We start from the raw sequence: 21,064 nt of genomic DNA, 5'->3' as shown, positions 1-21,064 counted from the left end.
TTATTTTGACATACTATATAATGAAAATTAGAAGAATAGTATAGAATAAATGGAGGGCGACATGGATAGAAATATTGCTTTAGAATTGGTAAGAATTACAGAAACAGCGGCATTAGCGTCCGCAAATTATATGGGTCGCGGAGATAAAAATGCAGCGGACGGTGCGGCGGTAGAAGGAATGCGTGTTTGTTTTGAGAGTGTGGATGTGCGTGGTGAAATTGTGATTGGAGAAGGAGAATTGGACGAAGCGCCTATGCTTTATATCGGAGAACGCGTAGGAAGCGGATATGGACCGATGGTTGATATTGCGGTAGATCCGATTGATGGAACGAATTTGATTGCAAAAGGTCTTCCGAATGCAATTTCTGTTATTGCAATGACAGAGCATGGAAAAATGTTAAAAGCTCCGGATACATACATGGATAAAATTATTGTAGGTCCAAAAGCAAAGGGTGTTATCAATTTGGATGCACCGGTGTCTGAAAATTTGAAAAAAGTTGCTGCAGCAATTGACAAACCGCTCTCGGATTTGACATTGACTATCTTGGATCGTCCGCGCCATGAAGCAATCATCAAAGAAGCAAGAGAAACAGGTGTGCGTATCAAGATGTTCAATGAAGGTGATGTTGCTGCCGGAATTGCAACTTGTTTTCCGGATACGGGAGTGGATATTTTGCTTGGAGCAGGCGGGGCACCCGAAGGTGTTATCACAGCGGCGGCAGTTAGAACGCTTGGAGGAGATATGCAAGGAAGACTTCGTCCGATGAGTCCGGAAGAAATCGAGCGCTGTCATCAAATGGGATTCAAAACAGATGAAGAGATTGGAAGATTATTAAATTTGGATGACCTTGTTTCAGGAAAAGATATCCTGTTTGCCGCAACGGCAATTACAGACGGAGACTTGTTAAACGGGATAACATTTTTGTCTAACAGAAGGGTAAAAACACATTCTGTTGTGATGAGATCCAGCACAGGTACCATTCGTTTTGTGGAAGCAATGCATAATTTGGATCAAAAAGAAATTTTGAAACGATTCAATTTATAGGATTGTTTCGGAGTGAAAAGAGGAACTGATATTTTTTGAACCGTTGTTTTATAGATAGAAGTAACAAAATTTATGAGAGTTTTGGAATCAGGATGACGAACAAGTCCATATTGTAGATGAAGTCTGTTGTTTTGGGGCAATAGGAATATGGTTACCCTTGCAAAGCAGTATTGTTAAAGTAGAGTGATATAGTGCTATCAAGATAGGAAGAAAATCAGCGAAGGTTGGTTTTCTTTTTTTGTATAAATTCATTAAAAAGTCTTTTCAAAAACTGCTTTTATATTATAATGAAAGAGGAGAGGTCTTTGTGTCCGGAAATTGTTTTCCGTACTCTCTTGAAAACATTCATATAAGAGAAAGGATTGTGGTTGTGATGACAAACAGGCGTAACTTGCAAGTTTATTCTGAAATCGGTAGGTTGAGGACGGTTCTGCTACATAGACCGGGAAGGGAGATTGAGAATGTCACTCCGGATTTATTGGAGAGACTGTTGTTTGATGATATTCCGTTCTTGGAAATCGCACAACAGGAACACGATGCATTTGCACAGATACTAAGAGACAATGGCGTGGAAGTGTTGTATTTAGAAGAATTAGCTGCAGAATCATTGACAACGGATGAACTCAAACATCAATTCGTCGATGAATTCATTGAAGAGGCAAATGTTGAGGGAGACAAAACCAAAGCGTTGGTAAGAGAAATGCTTTTGGGAATCGACACCAATTTGAATATGGTTATCAAAATGATGGAAGGAATCGAAAAAGCGGAATTGCCTGCATTTGAAAAAACGACATTGAGCGATATGGTAGATTCCGAGTATCCGTTTGTGATAGACCCTATGCCAAACTTATACTTTACAAGAGACCCGTTTGCTACTATCGGAAGCGGGATTTCTTTGAACCACATGAGAACTGTTACAAGAAACCGAGAAACCATTTTTGCAAAATATATTTTCTTATATCACCCAAGATTCAAAGACCAAGAGATACCGAGATGGTATGACAGAACAGAAAAAACTGCAATTGAAGGAGGAGATGAGCTTATTTTATCCAAAGATGTGCTGGCAATCGGAATTTCCGAGAGAACAGATGCCGCATCTATTGAAAAATTAGCAAAAAAAGTTTTTGATACAAACGAAAGTTTCAAAAAAATCCTTGCATTGCATATTCCGAACAAAAGAGCATTTATGCATTTGGATACCGTGTTTACTATGGTAGATTATGATAAATTCACAATCCATCCGGAAATTGAAGGACCTCTTACCGTATATTCCTTAACGAAGGGAGAAAACGGAACGATTAAAATAGAAAAAGAAAGCAAAGAGTTGGAACAAGTACTTGCTGAAGCATTGGGACTTGAAAAAGTTACTTTACTGCGTTGCGGTGGAGGCAATCCGATTGCAGGAGCAAGAGAGCAGTGGAATGACGGCGCAAATACTTTGGCGATTGCACCGGGAGAAGTGGTGGTATATGCCAGAAACCATGTGACAAACAAATTGTTACAAGAAGCCGGAATCAAACTTCACATTATGCCGTCCAGCGAATTATCCAGAGGTCGAGGCGGTCCAAGATGTATGTCCATGCCGTTGTGGAGAGAAGAAATTTAACAGTCAAACAAGATGTTATGCTTAGGAACAGAGCTGACTTGAGAAAAAAGAGTCGGCTCTGTTTTTGTATTTTTTTCGTATGTTTTGATGAAAGATGTCAGATGTGATAAAATAAAACAAGAGCATTTTTGATGATACGAAAACTTAATCAATTTACTGTCAATTCAGATGAAAAAATACTCTCACAATCTTCGTCTTCTCAAAGTTCGTGAAACGGAGTATAGTATTGTTTGATTGGAACAGGAAGTGAACAATGAATGGCAATTTGAAACAGTAATGATTAGGTAATTCAAACAGATCATCGTATGACAAAAATCATCTTGTAAAAAATGACAAATTGTATCGATAGAATAGAGGAAAGACTATGTTTTTTAAAGAAGAAATCAATGAAGAATTATTGGATACTTTGATACCGAATATATTTTTTGAACAACTGTTGCCGATTATGGATGCAAAATATTTGCGTATTTATTTGTATGCCTATTACCTTTGTCAGAAAGACAATGCTTATGAATGGAACAATCAAGTGCTTGCAGAAAAATTGGGAATATCCATTGATGAAGTGTTGGATGCATGGGATTTTTTTGAATTGTGTCACTTGATTGAAAAACATCGTCCCCAAGGTGCGGAAGTTTGGGATTTTTCAGTAGAATTCAAGAATTTGAAACGGTTCTATACTTGCAGAGAGAAGACAAATGCATCATTGGAAAAAACTCTGATGATCAGTCAAAATGAGGAATATCAAAAGATGTATGACAAAATTGAATCTATTTTGGGAAGTCTTGTGATGAGCCATCACAGAAGAGCTATCAATGAGATGATAACAGCATACAATCTCCCGAAAGATTTGGTTGTGGAAGCATTCCGTTTCAGCGTCCACAAAAAAGGTTCTTATTCCGTACAAAAAGCATTGTCCATTCTTCGTATTTGGTATGCGGAAGGAGTGCGTACCGTTGAAGATTTGGAGCAGTTTTTGTTGGAAAAAGGGGATCGGTACGGGTTATATAAGAAAATTCTTTCCTTCCTCGGAGAGTATCGTATGCCGACCAAAGCAGAAGAAGAGATGATGGATAAGTGGTTGGATGATTATAAATTCAGTATGGAAGTGATTGAGGAGGCGTTTGCAAAATCTATCAGTATCAAATCTCCGAATATGAAATACATTGACGGAATTTTGAGAAACTGGCATGAAAAAACATTGGATTTGAATTTGCAAAAAGAAAAGAACAGAGAACAAAAAGACCCTACATTGTTCCGTTTGAACATACTGGAAGGTTTGGGATTGGAGAAAAAAAATCTGACATCGGAAGAACAGGAACAACTTCGATTTTTGTATGAACATTTCAGTATGAAAGAAATTTTGATGACAATTGACTATATCAAAAAGCTGAATCTGGAAAAAAGTATTGTCAATTTGTATCGTTTGATGCAGCATCCGGAATCGGCGGATATTGCAAAACCGATTGTGAATCAACAGACACAATCCATTCGAAAAGAAGAGATTCAAGAATTGTTGACGCAAAAACGAAAGACAAAAGAAGAGCTTAGAAAAGAAGAGCTGGAGCAAGAGATGAAACTGTTCTATCAGAAAAAAGGAAAAAAATTAAAATAGAAAAGATAACCGTGAGACAAAGGAGGGATTAGATGGATCGTAAGACGCAATATATTTATGAGAGAAGACGGGAAGAAGCCAAACGATATTCCGAGGAAAAAATCAAAGAAATTTATCAGAACTATCCTGTTTTGGAAGAAATCGATCGTTTGATTTCCAAATATCATATTGATATCGGACGGGCGAAGTTGTTGCATACCGATGTGGCGGCAATGGAGCAGGAATTGGACAACTATCGTAAAAAAAGAGAACAGTATTTACGAGAAAAAGGTCTTTCAAAAGAAGATTTTGAAGTGAAGTATTTTTGCCCGAAGTGTCAGGATACAGGATATCGCGAAGATTCGGAAGGAAGATATATTCCCTGCAGTTGTCTCAAAGAATTCACCATCAAAGAAATTTATGAAAACTCTAATATGAAGAAGAGATTGGAACAGGAAAGCTTTGAACGATTCGATGAAAAGATATTTGATGATGAGATATTGTATCCTTTGCTGAACGGTGAGGTAGTGACGCAACGACAAAATATTTTGGCAATCAAAAAATCCATGCAATCCTTTGCCAAGAATATCAAAGAAGGCGAAAAAAGTGCTTTGTTTTTCGGACAGGTGGGACTTGGGAAAAGTTATCTTTCTTCCTGCGTGGCAAAAGAGGCGATGCAGTCGGAAAAAACGGTCATTTATTTCAGTGTTCGAGAATTGATAGACTGTTTGGAGTGCTATGTATTTCGCAGAGAGGAATATATCAGACGATATCGTCCGATTACAAGAGAGATGATCTTTGATTCCGATTTGTTGATTATCGATGATTTGGGCAGTGAAATTCCAAACCAATTTGTGCAATCGGAACTGTTCCATATTATCAACAGTCGCATGGAGAGAGGAAAACAGATGATTATTTCAACGAATAAAAATCCGTTGGAATTGAGAGATATTTATGGGGAGAGAATTTATTCCCGTATGCTGATGCATTTTGATTTGTATGAATTTATCGGAGAAAATTTAAGAAGAAGAGTAAGTTTTTCTTAAATCTGAAAAAAGTAGGTATCTTTGTTTTTGTAACAATATACCTACTTTTTAGTTCTGATACTATGTTCTGTTTCTGTTATTAGTTTATATGAAAACTCAATAGATTGTGGATAAACGCAATAGAATGTAATGATGATTAATACAGGAAAGAAGTGTTGTTCATAGAAATTGGATTACTAATATGAGTTTTAACAGAGATTCGTAATTAAGGCTACTGTTCACAGTTTTATGATTCTATTTCTATAGAGGGCTTCTAATGTGTACAATAAAACAGAGTACTTCTTTCAATTTGAAATTTATGACAGTTTAATTGATTTGTCACCTGATATTGCATTTGCGTCGTCTGTTGCTACTTAATAAATGGTTTTCGACAAGGATTCATCAAGGTGTTTGCCTGTTATGGCACTGAAGGTTGTATTTTAGGATTATGATTCTGTACAAGCAAATGTAATGGCACTTTTTGCCAAAATAGAAGATGAGTCGAATACCGGATATGAGATGTGATAGTTTTCGAATAGGAGAGGAGCTTCGGTACATCCAAGCAAAAAGTCTTGTGCTCCCTGTTGCATAAAATCATCCAATAATTTCATCAAAGCATCCGGATTTTTCGGTTGTCCCGACTTGATGGCATAGAGCATATCCATAATCAAAGATTTTCCGTCTTCATCCGGCAACAACAAGTCAACATCTTTTTGTTTGGCGAATGCATCCTGATATAAACCGCATGAATACGTTCCGGTTGTAGAAATAAGTGCAACCTTGTGTACGGTGTCCTTGTGTTTCAAAATTTCTTTTGTGGTTTCTTCTACGATGTGTAGGAAAGGAATATGGATGTGTTTTTTGATTTCATCATAAAAATAGTGTGCGGTGTTGCACGGCATCACAAGAAATTCTGCGCCGGATTCTTCCAAAAAAGTTGCGGATGCAATTAATTCAGATAGGGGGCTGTTTGTCCCGTTTAAGATGTAATTTGTTCTGTCCGGAATTTGTATTCTGTTGTCTATAATCATAGGAATATGTTCCTGGTCGCATGAAGCCTCTGTAAAACGAACAACTTTTGTTGCAAAGTCCATTGTCGCAAGAGGACCCATACCACCGATGACACCCATTTTTTTCTTGTGTTTCATAAAACAATGAGATCCCTTCTACATTCAATCTATAGTAAAACTATATCATTTTTTAAACGATAAAAAAAGTAGTTCCAAAGAAAAAGACTGCGATGTTTCGCAGTCCATACTGGTGTACCCAGAGGGATTCGAACCCCCGACCTTTTGGTTCGTAGCCAAACACTCTATCCAGCTGAGCTATGGGTACAAAACATTGTAATGATGTTTACCCATACAAGTATACAAGCCTTGCCGTGCTTTGTCAACAATTCCAATGAAAAAAGAACAGAAAGTTGCCTTGTTTATCAATACATACGTTGTGTTTTTAGAAATTATTTTATGCAATCATTTGAACCTGTATCATTCCGAAACGTACAAGGATTTTTATTGTTTCAAACAGTATCGACAGAGATATTTCTATTGATTTTTTGTGAAATGGAGTCCTATGCATTTGTTCCTATTTTTTAACGGAAGGATTGTTTGATGATGTGTTTTTGTATCTTTCTTTTTTGATTTGAAACATTTTTGTGTTATAAAGCAGTTTCATCAGGCGGTTCATATTCACCGTTCATCAGTGAGAATTTTTCAAAAGTTTTGTTATGGCAAATACTGTTCGGTTTTTATTATTTTTGTTCCAGCTCTTTTAAGATGCTTTCTCTTTCTTGAATAAGATAGAGTGTATCGGACGGAGTTTGATTGATTGCAATTTGTTTCAGCTCGTTGATTTTTCCTTTTCGAGGAAGGTCAAAGATGATTCCGACTTCTAAATTCGGATAAGTGAGAGCCTCATAGTCTCCATTGTTGTCACCCATATAGAGAATAGGAGCTTTGTGATACAGTTGCTCTAAAGTTTGAATATAATCAGCTTTTCCTTGACTGATTGTCTCTATTTGAGAGGAATCCACCTCTGCTAAAAACTGTGCGCTGTCATTTTGTTTGAGGCGAAAACCGGTAATTTCGCCTTGCTTAAATTCATATCCAAACTCAGGAGAACACCCGAATTCTTCAATAAGAATTTGGTTGGTAGCAGTACAGACATAGACATCAATGTAATTTTCACGCAGGGTTTGAAATAAGTTGACTTGTTCCGGAATGGCCCGAAGTCCTGTTCGATAGGAACAAGATTTTTGTATACCGTTTAATACAAATGAAAAAGTTTTTGTTGTAAGAGGCTCTTTGGTCCAATAAGAAAGAGTATTTTGCGCAAGGTTTCTAAGTTCGGATTCTGTCATGTTGTAAAACAGATACATATCGTTTCCGCCACGCATATTTTTTTGAATACTCGGTTCTGTCAATCGATAGAAGTATGCCATTTGTGCGACGAATGTTTGATAATCGGAGGAAGTCTTCCATTCCTGATCGTAAGCGGTTTGTTTTTGTTGCATTACGATAGGATATCGAAAAATAATATCTTTCACCAAATACTCACCGAACGAATCAGCTGCAACAGTAATGTCTTTTGTAATAACATATGAAAATTCTTCAGTTGTCATGTGGAAATCAAGATGAAACAATTGGTATAAAAAAGTGGCATCTTCCATATCAAAGAGTGCCGAAGTGTCATCCCAATCTGTTACAACATAGTTTCGTTCATATTTCGGTGTAGCAGCATCGCTTTTTCTTCTTTCAATTAAGTCGGATAAGGTTTCGTATGTTGTCTTTGACCAATTTTTTTGTAGTAGCATAACAAAATTCCTTTCTTTTGTACCATGCCTCTTTTAAGATAAATCTGTCGGAAGAGCTTATAAAATGTAAATGAATGGATGAACATTCCTGCTCTGACAGATAGGATAGTATTGAAACATTCCTTTCACGATATCTAATGATAATATCCAAGTCCCAAAAGAGAGATGGTGTGTCATGTACTCTTTGTCTGATAACATTTGTATTCTTTCATCAATCAACTTTTTCAATTTTTCCAAGTCTTTGACTGTCGTTTTATTTTTTATCACGGACACAATCAGAAACAGGAGTATTTTTAGAACTGTATTTTTTTATATCCTTGGGATACAGTCCTTTGTACTTTTTGAAACAAGTGCTGAATTTGCTATGAGAAGAATACCCTACAGCTTCAGCGATATCTTGAATTTTAAGTGAGGAGTTAAGCAGAAGAATCTCTGCCATATTCATTCGTCGTCTTTGCGTATACTCTGTAATGGTGCATTGATATTTTTGTTTAAACAGTTTTTTGAGTTTTGTACCGCTCATAGCGGATATCTTTTCTAAAGTTTTTTGTGAGATTGAGGTTGCATAATGATCATCTATATAATCCACAACATTTTTTAAAGCAACATTATCGGAGATGGATATTGGATTATTGTATTTGTTTAAAAATGAGTCTATCGTTATACTTAGCCATTCTTTTGCTTTTGACTCAAAAAAAATTTCAGCGGCAGGAGATACCATTTTGCAATTTAGTATATCTTTTGCAATTTTCCCTAAGGGTTTGTTTGTGATGGTACTGGTATTAAAAAATAAATCTTCATAATTACAAACTTTATTTTTATAAGATGATAGATAGTCGTCTATCATGGACTGTTTGAAATTTATACCTATTCCTAAATAGGGAGAGTTTTTGTGCAGTATAAATTTATGGTTTTCAGCATTTTTTGTGTTTATAACATAGAGCGAGTTTGAAGAAAGATTTTGGTAAGGATTAAAACTTTCGCCGTTTGCTGTAACTAAATAAGATGAGTAAAAGGAATAGAAATTATCCAAACCGGCAAAACTTGTGTGGATAATCTCTTTTTTTATGAAAACATCATGAATATCAATTGTAAAATTATCGCCCTCATAAAACCAATAGATGCCTTCCGCATCATCTGTATTAAAATGGAATGTATGTCCTGCAGAGGAGTATCTTGTGTTATCGGTGCTTTCATTTGTAGAGAAAAAGCTTTTAACAAAGTTATAAAAATCGCTCATATGTACCTCCGTTTTATATTTTTATCCCAAATAGACATTATCCCGAAAGGACATAGTTAGTCGTATCTGATTGATTTTGTTTTATATACATTTTATAATAAATAAGTGGTAAAAACAAGAAAAAAATTATTTATGCCTAAAGGATATCAAATAAAAGTTCCTGTAATTAGTCTAAATAGGCTATTTATTGAGCTTGTTGAATTAAAAAAGGAGGAGCTATTCATTGGAGAATAAGAAAAAATCAATACTAAAAAGATTAATGCCTTATAGCGGTAAAAAAGGAATTTTGCTTTATATTGCTATGTTTATGTCTGCTGTATCGGGAGTCATGGTTTTGATGCCGATGGTTTACATTCATAGAATTGTGAACAACCTAATTTTAAATGGGATGGTAGATTTTGACTATGTAAAAGAAAACTCAATTTATGCGGCAGTTTTTGCCGGACTCGGTTTATTTGTATATCTGATAGGTCTTATTTTATCCCATATTTTCGCATTTGAGGTGGAGGATAACATTATTAAGACTTCGGTAAAAAAACTGATGAATAAACCGCTCGGCTACTTCGATAACAAAGAAAGCGGACGGATAAGAAATGTAATTGTATCCGGTGCTTCTGAAACTCATTCTTTTTTAGCACATCAACTTCCTGATATGGCGATGACAGTTATATCGCCAGTAGTACTGCTTGTATTTTTCTTTATGTTTAATTGGAAATTGGGGCTTGCAAGTATGGTGCCTATGATTATCGGCATGATATTGATGTCAGCTATGATGACAACTGAAGCTAAGAAAATGAAAGATGAGTATTATGCAAGACTTTCCGATTTGTCTTCTCAGACTGTGGAATATGTCAGAGGAATTCCGGTGGTAAAAACATTTGCACAAAGTGTCGAAAGTTTTGATAAGTTATATTCATTAATCCTTAAAATAAAAGATCTTGTGCTTAAGCTTACTATGAGTTATATGAATAAAATGTCATGGTTTGAAACCGTTTCCACATCAACAGCGTTTTTCTTAGTACCTGTGGCATTACTGTTAATCAAATTTAATGGCAACTTATCTGATGTAGTTGCAGATTCTGTGATTTATTTTCTGATAGGACCGACATTTGCTATTTTTATTATGAGAACGGCGACAATTACACAATTTAGTTATTTTGCAGAACTTGCTTTAGATAAAATTGAAAATATACTTGAATATGATGATTTTATTTATGGCGATAAGACAAGCTCTGATGTCGGAATTGAGTTTAAAAATGTAAGTTTCTCTTATGGCGGAGAAGATGTCTTAGATAATATTTCATTTCAAGTAAATAAGGGAGAAAGAGTTGCTTTGGTCGGCATGTCCGGCAGCGGCAAAACTACTATAGCAAGGCTTGCTGCAAGATTTTATGACATTAAATCAGGTGAAATTTTAATTGGCGGAATTAATATAAAAGATTTTGAAAAAGAGGATTTGATGAAAAAAATTGCTTTTGTTTTCCAAAACTCTAAACTGTTTAAGATGAGTTTAAGAGATAATCTTCTAATCGGAAAATCAGATGCGACGGATGAAGAAATAAACAATGCCTTGGTTAATTCAGGGTGTAAAGAGATAATTAGCGGCTTGGAAAATGGACTTGACACTGTTTATGGAACGAGAGGCACGTATTTTTCAGGCGGGGAGGCTCAAAGGCTTTCTATAGCAAGAGCATTTCTCAAAGATGCAGATATTATCATTTTGGATGAGGCTACAGCTTTTGCAGATCCTGAAAACGAACATTTAATTCAGGAATCTTTTAAGAAGTTATCAAAGAACAAGACAACGCTGATGATTGCCCACAGATTGTCTACTGTAGTAGATGCAGACAAGATACTTGTTATAGATAGAGGTAGAATTGTAGAAGAAGGTAAGCACGCGGACTTGATAGGCATGAACGGGTATTATAAAAAACTTTGGGATGAATACCAAAAGTCTGTAAATTGGAAGATAGGAGGTTAAGATATGGTTTCTTATTTTATGAAACGATATGCTATGTCGGAAAAAGGAGCGATTAACTTAAAAAAAGCAATCATTTCACATACCTTTGTGAATTTAACAAAATTATTTGCACCAATGGTTGCCTTTATGTTTTTGTTCCAGTATATAGGCATTTTGAAAGGAATTGAAAGTTATAATTTTACTATAGTTTATTATTTTATCTTAATAATAGTAATGATGATTGTAATGTTTTTAGTTGCAAGGTGGGATTATGTAAGACTCTACACAAATGTGTATAACGAGAGTGCAAATTCAAGGATTGATATAGCGGAAAGATTAAAGAAACTGCCCCTTTCTTATTTTGGAAAAAGAGATTTGGCAGATCTTGCGGAAACGATGATGAATGACATGAACTTATATGAAACCATATTTTCACATGCTGTTCCTCAAATGTATTCAACTGCTGTTTCTACGGCTGTCATTGCTTTAATGCTACTTATCTACAATTGGAAGTTGGCTCTTGCAGCCTTGTGGGTAATTCCGATTTCAATTCTAATAATATTTTTGTCAAGGAAAATTCAGAAGAAAGTAGTGCAAAACTGGATAGATGACAATCGCAAGGTGTTTGATGATTTGCAGGAAAAAATTGAGCAGATAGATCAAATAAAATCTTATAATTTAGAAGAGCGAATGCTAAATGATTTTTTTGAAAAATTAAATATCTCTACAAAACAGAAAACCAAGGGTGAAATTGTTGCGGGAACACTTACAGGAGTAGCTACCGCGATATTAAAGCTTGGTATTATAAGCGTTGCTGTTGTTGGTGTAAACATGCTTATTGCAGGGGAGATAAATATACTGGTTTATATTGCGTTTTTAATGTTGACAACAAGTGTTTATCTTCCTATAGAGGGAATAGTTACTTTTATATCGATGATAGTTATGCTTGATGTTGTGGTCGGAAGAATAAAGGAAATAAAAACCATGCCTATTCAAGAAGGCAAAAAGCATATGGAAATTACAAATTACGATATTGAATTTAAAGATGTTTATTTTGGATATGATAATCATTCTGTGATAAATGGTGTTAGTTTTACTGCAAAACAAGGCGAAATTACAGCCTTAATCGGTTCGAGCGGAAGCGGAAAAACAACCCTTGCAAAGCTCACTGCAAGATTTTGGGATATAGACAGAGGAAAAATTTTGATAGGCGGAGAAGATATAAGTGAGATTGATCCGGAAACTTTACTTAAAAAATTTTCCATAGTATTTCAAGATGTTATCCTCTTCAATTCAAGCATAAAAGATAACGTTAAAATCGGAAAAAAAGATGCTACAGACGAGGAAATAGTAAGGGCAGCCAAAATAGCAAGATGTTATGATTTTATAAATAAAATGCCGGAAGGAATAGATACGATAATAGGAGAAAACGGGCAAAGACTTTCCGGAGGAGAAAGACAAAGAATATCAATAGCAAGGGCTATTCTGAAAGATGCACCGATTATACTGCTTGATGAAGCTACAGCATCTCTTGATGTCGAAAATGAAAGTCTTATTCAGGAAGCGCTGTCTGAACTTATAAAAGAAAAAACAGTTATAGTAATTGCTCATAGACTTAGAACAATAAGAAATGCAGATAAAATTGTTTTGTTAAATGCCGGGAAAATAGAAGCAGTAGGTACAGACAGCGAACTTTATAAAAGCTCAGAATTTTATAAAGCGATGCTTGAAAAATCAAACATTCAGTAAAAATTGATTTAGAAGAATATGATGTGATAATATAAGATGTAAGAATAGATGAGTTTCTTTTGTTCCATATTAAATAAAAATGTAGCAGAAAAAATAGATATTTAAAAAAGAGGAAGTTGCACCGACCCTCAAAGTTAGACCTGAAAAATCTAACGATTGAAGGTCGGTACAGAAGTCTTCTTTTTTTATTTTCAAAAAGCAAAAGAGAGAACAGAAAATGAGGATTGCCGAGTTGATAAAAAAGAATATTTCCGTATACATATACCAAACACTATTTTAAAATGTGGACATAGTATATGATTATGAAAAAGAGAATAAAATATAATGACATGGAAAAAGAAAATTTTTATTATGATGTTTCATCAGTGAATTAGTAGGAACAAGCTTATTCAAAAAGAATGTGAAGATGTAACTTATAAAAATGACAAATAAATTTCTTAATTACACTTGACAAAATCTATCATAAGTTTGACTGTTCATATAGCCATTGAGAAATGGCAATTTCAATATATTCAACAATGAAAGAATATATGGTATAATAAGTAGGAAAAGGGGGATTACAGTATGAATCCATTTATTTATGAAATACCGACAAAGGTTTATTTTGGAGAAAATCAATTACAACATTTGGGAACTGAGTTAAAACAATTCGGTAACCGTGTGTTACTTGTATATGGAGGAGGCTCTATCAAAAGAAACGGAGTATACGATACTGTTATTTCGCAAGCAAAAGAGGTTGGAATGGAAGTATTTGAACTTTCCGGAGTAGAACCTAATCCGAGAGTGGATACAGTAAGAAAAGGAGTTCGCCTTTGTAAAGACAACAACATTGATGTTGTATTGGCTGTAGGAGGAGGCTCTACCATCGATGCGGTAAAATTTATTGCAGCAGGTGCTTGTACCGAGGCGGATCCTTGGGACTTTTTTACAAAAGGTGCTGCGATTGACAGCGCGTTGCCGATTGTAACAATCTTAACTCTTGCGGCAACAGGTTCAGAAATGGATTCCTGCGGTGTTATCAGTAACGAGGAAACGAATGATAAACTGGCACGATATTCGGATTATCTTTTTCCGAAAGTATCGTTTTTAGATCCGACGATTACCTATAGCGTGAATGAGTATCAAACCGCTTGCGGAGCGGCAGACATGTTATCTCATGTTATGGAAGTGTATTTTACCATGGAAAAAGATTTATATATGTTGGATGCTGTGATGGAAGGTTTGATGAAGACGATTGTGAAATACGGTCCTGTTGCAGTGAAAGAACCTCAAAATTATGAGGCGCGTGCGAATTTGATGTGGGCAGGAAGTTGGGCAATCAACGGATTCATTGCAGGAAGTAAAAATACGGCATGGAGTTGTCATCCGATGGAGCATGTGTTGTCAGCGTATTATGATATTACACATGGACTTGGATTGGCGATTTTGACGCCGAAATGGATGGAGTATTGTCTGGATGAAAGTACGGTAGACAAATTTTATCAATTTGGAACAAATGTGTTTGGAATCAATCCTTCTCTTCCTCCGATGGAAGTTGCAAAAAAGAGTATCGAGCAGGTAAAAACATTCTTATATAAAGATTTGGACTTGAAAAGCACTCTTACAGAAGTTGGAATCGGAACAGAGCATTTTGATATTATGGCAGAAAAAGCTTGTAAAGGGAAGGTATTACCGGCGTTCAAACCGCTTGGAAAACAGGATATCAAATCTATTTTTGAAATGTGTTTGTAGAAGATATGATTTGACTGTGACACAGATTATATTAACCGAAGGGGTGCGATATATCTATTGTTCCATAGAGAAGATGGGATAAAAGAGAACAAGTAGTTTTGTTACAATGTTATTATACGAGGAGGAATCAAATGTACGATCAACCGTTGAACAGTACAGTTTTGAAATCGGCGAGCATACCCAAAGATTTGGGAGATTTTTATGAAGAAATGAAGCCGTTTCGATTTTCGATGATGAAATACGAATGTGTCATTCGGGAAATCAAAACAAAACTGGAAGTGCTCAATAGTGAGATGTCTATTCGAAACAAACGAAATCCGATTAAGATGGTACAGACAAGAATTAAGCAGCCTGCCAGTATTATCGAAAAATTAAAAAGACGAAATTTGCCGATTTCTGTAGAGTCTATGGAAAAGAATTTGAATGATATTGCAGGACTTCGTGTCATCTGTTCTTTTATTGATGATATTTATGAGCTTTCGGGAATGCTTGAAAAGCAAGATGATGTTAAAATTATAGAAATCAAAGATTATTTCAAGAATCCGAAACCAAACGGATATCGAAGTTATCATATGATAGTGGAAGTTCCTGTGTTCTTTTCGGATCACAAGGAATTTATTCGAGCGGAATTACAAATTCGAACGATTGCGATGGACTTTTGGGCGAGCTTGGAACATCATTTGCGTTACAAAAAAAAGACGATTGATTCGGAAGACATCGGTGCAAAATTATTGGAATGTGCGAATGTGATTGCAGATACAGATCAAAAGATGCAAGAAATATTGTATCAAATTATGGATCGGATTGAAGAGAGTGATAAGTAGAGAAATGTCCGGTTTATAAATGATAGTAAACATTATTTTAAATATAGAACGGGTTTTAGTATTTTACCAAGAGAATAAAATACAATAGTACCGAAAAAACAGCTTTTTGTGATAACTTTAATCAGTGATTGGCATGAGTATTTTAGTGAGTCTTATAGACTTGGTCGGTATTCGTATCAAATAAAAATAGTCGGAGAAAACTCCGACTATTTTTTGTGTCAGTTCTCTATATTAGGATAGAGAAAGCGTGTTTAGCAAAATTATTTTTTCTTGATACCATAAGTGGAACGGAAGGTGTCTTTTTTGATAATGACATTATTTTCTTTGATTTTTCTGGAAATAACAAAGGTGTTATCTCCCTTCTTCTCACGAGAAAGAGAAACCACTTTTTTTGTAGTATCTTGAAGCGCAACCAACTCGATTGTAATATTCTTATTATCAGCGGTTGCCTTAATTTTTACGGGAACTTTGTAGGTGTTTTTGAACTTAAAGTTCAAAGAACCGTAGTTTACAGCTGCATCATATCCTGCAGGATAGTAGGAGATGCGCAAAGAGTGATTTCTTCTTTGAACAATGTCCATTCCGCTGTTTAAGGCGGCATTAAACAAGGTAGAAGACACTTGACAAACTCCTCCGCCATATCCGTCTACAAATTCTCCGTCGGTGATAACTTTTGCATTTCGATAACCTGTTGCTTGAGAAGTAGGACCTACTATGCGGTTGAAATCAAATATTTCGCCCGGTTGTATCACTTTTCCGTTTAAAGCGTTCACAGCTTTTTTTATATTGAATTTTCTGTTGGATGGGGAAGAAGCAAAATTGGAAGTTGATTTTCCAAGAGAAATCACCTTTAGAACCGGTGGGGTCACTTGCTCTTGATTATAGTAATTTTCATCCAAGGAATCTAAGACTTCTAAGTCGGTCGGAACGGTATCATCAGAAGTATTTTCTGTAGGTTCTGTTTCCGAATTATAAGATTGTTCATCGGTAGCTGTGGGATTCGGTGTCTCAGCCGGATTTGGTTCTACATCTGCAAAGACAGCAGAACTTCCGAGAAGTCCCAATAGCAGTGTTGCTGAAATGATTTTTTTTAGTTGCAATCAAAAAACCTCCTTAATTGCGTAGTTTCAATAAATTTATTTTTATAAAAAAGAAATGCACGATTCATTTTGTAAACATATATACGTCTATCATATCACAATATTGTGGAAATAAGGGATTTTTTTTAGATATTACAAAATTGTAATATTTTTGAAAAATAGGATATGAAAAGGACTGATTCAATATATTGTGATTCATCGTGATTTCGATTCGAAAAAGTAAAATACAGTAACTGAAATAGATTAAAATCAATATAGGAGTAAGAGGATGTAGGATTTTGGAAAAACCGACACCGACAAATAAGAATGATGTGACCGAAGAAATCCACTTTGACAGACAGGAATATCAATATTGACTACTCATTAAAGTTGTAATAAAAATTTGCTTTTTCAGTGTTATTACCTTTTATTGTCTTTCTTTATTATCATACACTATGTCTATATTTCATGCGAAAACTCAATAGGAGTTATTTTATTATTTCTTGGAAAATGAAGTATTTGAGACACTTGAAAAAGTTATGCACAGACTCTGTGAAAGTGTAAATCAACTGATGAATGAAACAATCAAAAGTATAACTTATAGAGATTCTATGAGGTCAACAGTTTAACAGGGTTTTAGTATAAAAATGTTGTTTTGTAATGAGAAAGAGAAAAAAAGTTTTCCTTGTAGGACTACAAGAAAAACTTTTTTATCATACTATCTTTATCATACTATCTTTATCATACTATCTTTATCATACTATCTTTATCATACTATCTTTATCATACTATCTTTATCATACTATCTTTATCATACTATCTTTATCATACTATCTTTATCATACTATCTTTATCATACTATCTTTATCATACTATCTTTATCATACTATCTTTATCATACTATCTTTATCATACTATCTTTTTCTTAAAAAATATCTTTTAACTCTTCTGTCAGAGCCGGAATTGCCTTAAATAAATCTCCGACGATACCGTAATGTGCCGTTTTGAAAATAGGTGCATTGGGATCGTTGTTTACTGCAATGATAAGGTCTGATTTTTTCATTCCGCCGATATGAGGAAGTGCACCGGAAATACCGAATGCAAAGTAGATTTTTGGAGCGACTTTAGTTCCTGTAGTACCCACTTGATTTTCTTTTGGCAACCATCCCTTGTCTACCAAAGGTTTTGTACAACCCAAGGCACCACCGACCAATTTTGCAAAATCTTTTACGATTTGAATATTTTTTTCTTCTTGAATTCCAAGTCCGCATGAAACAACAATTTTTGCATCTTTTAGGGATACTTCTTTTCCGGATTCTGTTTCATTTTTGATAAATTCCAACACCTTGGTACGAATATCTTCCGGAGATAATTCAATCGTTTCGTTTGTGATGACTCCTTGTCGAGAGGCATCCGGTTTGTTTCCACGGAATACATTGCTTCCAAGAGATCCGATTTGAGGAAGCGTAGCTGTTAAAATCGTGGAATATAATTTTCCGTCAAATGTCGGTCTAACCCACATCAAATCTGTTTTTTCTTCATTCCAATAAATGTCTGTACAGTGAGCAACAAGTCCGAGTTTTCTTCTTGCTGAAATTCTTCCTCCGAGGTCTTTCCCATTGTTTGTTGCACCGATTAGAATCGCAAACGGTTTATATTTATCAATCAATTGATCCAATACCGTTGTAAATCCGTCTGTTGTATAGTGTTTGTAGAGTGGAGACTCTACATTGATAACTTCATCAGCACCGTATTCAATTAACATTTTTGCAGATTCTTCGTTATTTTCTCCAATGAGTACCGCAACAAGTTTTTCGCCTTTTTGGTCTGCTAACTCGCGTCCTTTTCCTAATATTTCAAGGCAAACTTGAACCGGTTTATTATCTGATTTTTCGATGATGACCCATATATTTTTGTATTCCATTTTCTTTTCTCCCCCTGTTCTATCCAATCAAATTTTCTTTCAAAAGAATGGAAACTAATTTCTTTACAGATTCCTCTTCCGTTGCTTCTTGAATTTTTGTGCCTTTTTCCAACAATGCAGGTGGAAAAACATTGTGAACAATTGTTGCAGAACCGTTACGACCGGAACGATCTGTATCAATACCTACAGTTGCTGCATCTAAAACAGGAATGTCTGCCTCTTCGGCTCTTTGCAATCCTTCGTCTGTCATTTTGCGTGGTTCCTGTGCTTCTCTGCTGATAGTAAGCACAACAGGATAAGAAGATTCTACCTTTTCGATACCGTTATTGGAATCACGGTAAGCAATCACTTTGTCTTCGTATGCTTCTACTTCTCTGACATAAGTGATTTGAGAATAACCGAGCAACTCTGCAACTTCCGGACCGACTTGTCCGGTATCTCCGTCGATAGCTTGTGTTCCTGTGAAAATCACATCAAACTCCCCGATATGTTTGATGCAGGAAGACAGGATATATCCCGTTGCTAAGGTATCTGATCCTCCGTATGCACGATCGCTTGCAAGATAACCGTTGTCAGCTCCCATAGCGATACATTCCTTGATAGATTTTATACCGTCAGGTGTGCTCATACACAAGATACTTACAGTACCTCCGAATTTTTCTTTCAGTTGAAGTGCTTGTTCTACTGCGTGTTTGTCGGCAGGGTTTACAATAGAAGGAACACCTTCACGAATAAGGTTATTTGTTTTTCGATCGATTTCGACATGTGAAACGGATGGAACTTGTTTGACACAGACTAAGATTTTCATAATTGCCTCCCATAAAATAATATTTTATTATAATTGTTAAAAAACATAATGATGTCAAATTTATATTTCTACTTTCTTCTATATATCCTTTTTGGGTAATTTTATTCAAAAATAAGAGAATAACTTTTTGTTTTGTATCTGTTTTTTATTTTCAAATGACACACGATGTTACATTATATTTGATGATTGTTTCTTTTTTACAGAAATCGTATCGACAAGAAGAAAATAAAACGGAAGTAAAAAAACAAAATATGCATATCTGAGAGAGTTTACCTCTGCACCGATGGTTGCAAGCGGAACGGAGAGCATGATGTTCCAAGGAATCCAACCTGCAATGATAATGCAGCTGTTCTCTAAGTAAAGTGCAAGGACTTTTTTGTCAGGAACAATCGGTTCAAAAAAATGTAAGGTCAGCATAGTTCCCAAACTTTGATTACAACCAATCATATTCATAAAAATCGAAGTTATCATCAATGCAAAAAATGAGGTTGTTTTGTTGGCAAAGACAGTCACAATATGATTGATTCGGGAAAGAAGCGGTGTTTGCTGAAAAATCCCAAGATAACAGGCAGAGATAATAATAATAAAAATAACACGAATCATCGATGCAATTCCTCCGCCTGATAACAAAAGAATGGTAGCATCCTGTGAATCGGGACGAAATCCGAAGATAATACATCGTAAGAGGGAAGACAGTGTCATCTTTTGTATCATGACAGATATCACAGATGCACATAGCACGCTGCAACTCATAATGATTTGAATGGGTGTGCGGAAAGCGGAAAGCAGAATCATCAACACGACAGGAATACATACTATCGGAGAAAGTGTGAAGAACTGTTGAAAGGATTCTATTTTTTGAAGAATTTCCGCATTAGATACCTGTTCTGTAGTGTGTAGGTAGTAGAGGAAACAGGAGATAGTAAATGGAATGAAGGCTGTTTTTAACATTTTAATAACAGTTTCATAGATATCAGTTCGTGTTAACTCCGCAACCAATAGTGCACTGGACGACATAGGAGAAGAACGGTCACCGAAAAAAGCGCCTGATATAATTGCACCCGCTGTAACAACAGGATTGATGCCCATTGTATAACCCATAGTCATACATAACACTCCAACCGTTCCTGATGAACCGAAACAACTTCCCAACAGAAATGATACAAAGCTACAGCACAAAAAAACGGACAGGATAAAATACTTTGGGGAAATAATATGAATTCCGTGATATACCATAAAAGAGATGGCACCGCTTGAACGCCAAGTAGCAGTAAGCATTCCGATTAACATCAGAATAATCAGGATGCCTTTGATTCTTTTGATACCAATCATCCACATTCGGAATAATTGTTTGACAGAGTGTCCGCGATAAAAACAGTATGTGGAAAAACAAAGAAGAGAGCCTGCAAGAGCATATAGGATATCTCGTCCCGTCATGATACAAAGACAGATTTGAAGTAAAAACAATAACAGAGTAATTCCTTCAGCCATATAAATTCTCCTCTCTTTCGGAAATAACAGTAATACTTGAAGATATTATACCATATGCTTATCTGAATTTGGAGTGAGCCTGCAAATATCATTCGATACTTCAATATTTTCTGTATTATTCTATTATTCTAAAAAATATATTGAAAAAAGACGGAATATATTGTATAATATAATTAGCA

General features: G+C 35.4%; 15 protein-coding genes and 1 tRNA gene. 8 read left to right on the top strand and 8 right to left on the bottom strand.

The genetic code is table 11. The features are described from left to right. Positions 1-61 precede the first annotated feature (61 nt). From glpX to HMPREF0389_RS03710, 4 genes are all read left to right on the top strand, one after another. A complete protein-coding gene (gene glpX / locus HMPREF0389_RS03725; RefSeq protein WP_014262362.1) occupies positions 62-1,045 on the top strand; it encodes a class II fructose-bisphosphatase in 984 nt (327 codons plus the stop codon). A 307-nt stretch (positions 1,046-1,352) separates the two neighbouring features. Then, positions 1,353-2,651, top strand: a complete 1,299-nt coding sequence (arcA, locus tag HMPREF0389_RS03720; RefSeq protein ID WP_330360507.1) for an arginine deiminase — start codon at positions 1,353-1,355, stop codon at positions 2,649-2,651. Positions 2,652-3,015: 364 nt separating this feature from the next. Continuing rightward, positions 3,016-4,263 carry a DnaD domain protein gene (locus tag HMPREF0389_RS03715; protein WP_014262360.1) on the top strand — a complete coding sequence of 416 codons (1,248 nt, stop codon included), beginning with the start codon at positions 3,016-3,018 and terminating at the stop codon, positions 4,261-4,263. 32 nt (positions 4,264-4,295) lie between these two features. Further along, positions 4,296-5,288, top strand: coding sequence for an ATP-binding protein (locus tag HMPREF0389_RS03710; protein WP_014262359.1), 993 nt, complete (start codon positions 4,296-4,298; stop codon positions 5,286-5,288). A gap of 425 nt (positions 5,289-5,713) precedes the next feature. Here HMPREF0389_RS03710 and cuyB read toward each other — a convergent pair whose 3' ends face one another. From cuyB to HMPREF0389_RS03685, 4 genes are all read right to left on the bottom strand, one after another. After that, positions 5,714-6,415: a cysteate racemase gene (gene cuyB, locus HMPREF0389_RS03705; RefSeq protein WP_014262358.1), complete on the bottom strand. Its 702-nt coding sequence runs from the start codon at positions 6,413-6,415 to the stop codon at positions 5,714-5,716. Positions 6,416-6,525: 110 nt separating this feature from the next. Further along, positions 6,526-6,602, bottom strand: a tRNA-Arg gene (locus HMPREF0389_RS03700). Between the two features lie 415 nt (positions 6,603-7,017). Then, positions 7,018-8,079 carry an HAD family hydrolase gene (locus HMPREF0389_RS03690; RefSeq protein WP_014262357.1) on the bottom strand — a complete coding sequence of 354 codons (1,062 nt, stop codon included), beginning with the start codon at positions 8,077-8,079 and terminating at the stop codon, positions 7,018-7,020. A 253-nt stretch (positions 8,080-8,332) separates the two neighbouring features. Continuing rightward, complete coding sequence (locus tag HMPREF0389_RS03685) at positions 8,333-9,319, bottom strand: helix-turn-helix domain-containing protein (protein ID WP_014262355.1); 987 nt, start codon at positions 9,317-9,319, stop codon at positions 8,333-8,335. A gap of 223 nt (positions 9,320-9,542) precedes the next feature. On the opposite strand from HMPREF0389_RS03685, the gene HMPREF0389_RS03680 reads away from it, so the two are divergent. From HMPREF0389_RS03680 to HMPREF0389_RS03665, 4 genes are all read left to right on the top strand, one after another. Next, a complete protein-coding gene (locus tag HMPREF0389_RS03680) occupies positions 9,543-11,300 on the top strand; it encodes an ABC transporter ATP-binding protein (protein ID WP_014262354.1) in 1,758 nt (585 codons plus the stop codon). 33 nt (positions 11,301-11,333) lie between these two features. Continuing rightward, complete coding sequence (locus HMPREF0389_RS03675) at positions 11,334-13,028, top strand: ABC transporter ATP-binding protein (protein WP_242821725.1); 1,695 nt, start codon at positions 11,334-11,336, stop codon at positions 13,026-13,028. Between the two features lie 564 nt (positions 13,029-13,592). Next, a complete protein-coding gene (locus tag HMPREF0389_RS03670; protein WP_014262352.1) occupies positions 13,593-14,759 on the top strand; it encodes an iron-containing alcohol dehydrogenase in 1,167 nt (388 codons plus the stop codon). Between the two features lie 131 nt (positions 14,760-14,890). Next, positions 14,891-15,583, top strand: a complete 693-nt coding sequence (locus HMPREF0389_RS03665) for a GTP pyrophosphokinase (RefSeq protein ID WP_014262351.1) — start codon at positions 14,891-14,893, stop codon at positions 15,581-15,583. A 260-nt stretch (positions 15,584-15,843) separates the two neighbouring features. On the opposite strand, the gene HMPREF0389_RS08715 is transcribed toward HMPREF0389_RS03665, so the two are convergent. From HMPREF0389_RS08715 to HMPREF0389_RS03645, 4 genes are all read right to left on the bottom strand, one after another. Then, entirely contained in the window at positions 15,844-16,683 is an 840-nt protein-coding gene (locus tag HMPREF0389_RS08715; RefSeq protein ID WP_014262350.1) for a VanW family protein, read from the bottom strand. 904 nt (positions 16,684-17,587) lie between these two features. Then, positions 17,588-18,586 (bottom strand): electron transfer flavoprotein subunit alpha/FixB family protein, encoded by a 999-nt coding sequence (locus HMPREF0389_RS03655; RefSeq protein WP_014262349.1) that lies wholly within the window; start codon positions 18,584-18,586, stop codon positions 17,588-17,590. 19 nt (positions 18,587-18,605) lie between these two features. Continuing rightward, positions 18,606-19,394, bottom strand: a complete 789-nt coding sequence (locus HMPREF0389_RS03650; RefSeq protein ID WP_014262348.1) for an electron transfer flavoprotein subunit beta/FixA family protein — start codon at positions 19,392-19,394, stop codon at positions 18,606-18,608. Positions 19,395-19,562: 168 nt separating this feature from the next. Then, the gene (locus tag HMPREF0389_RS03645; protein ID WP_014262347.1) at positions 19,563-20,885 is read right to left on the bottom strand and encodes a Na+/H+ antiporter NhaC family protein; all 1,323 of its coding nucleotides are present in this window, start codon (positions 20,883-20,885) and stop codon (positions 19,563-19,565) included. Positions 20,886-21,064: the final 179 nt, after the last annotated feature.

This window comes from Filifactor alocis ATCC 35896 (genome assembly GCF_000163895.2).
GTDB lineage: Bacteria > Bacillota > Clostridia > Peptostreptococcales > Filifactoraceae > Filifactor > Filifactor alocis.
This window is presented reverse-complemented; position numbering and strand designations above follow the sequence as displayed.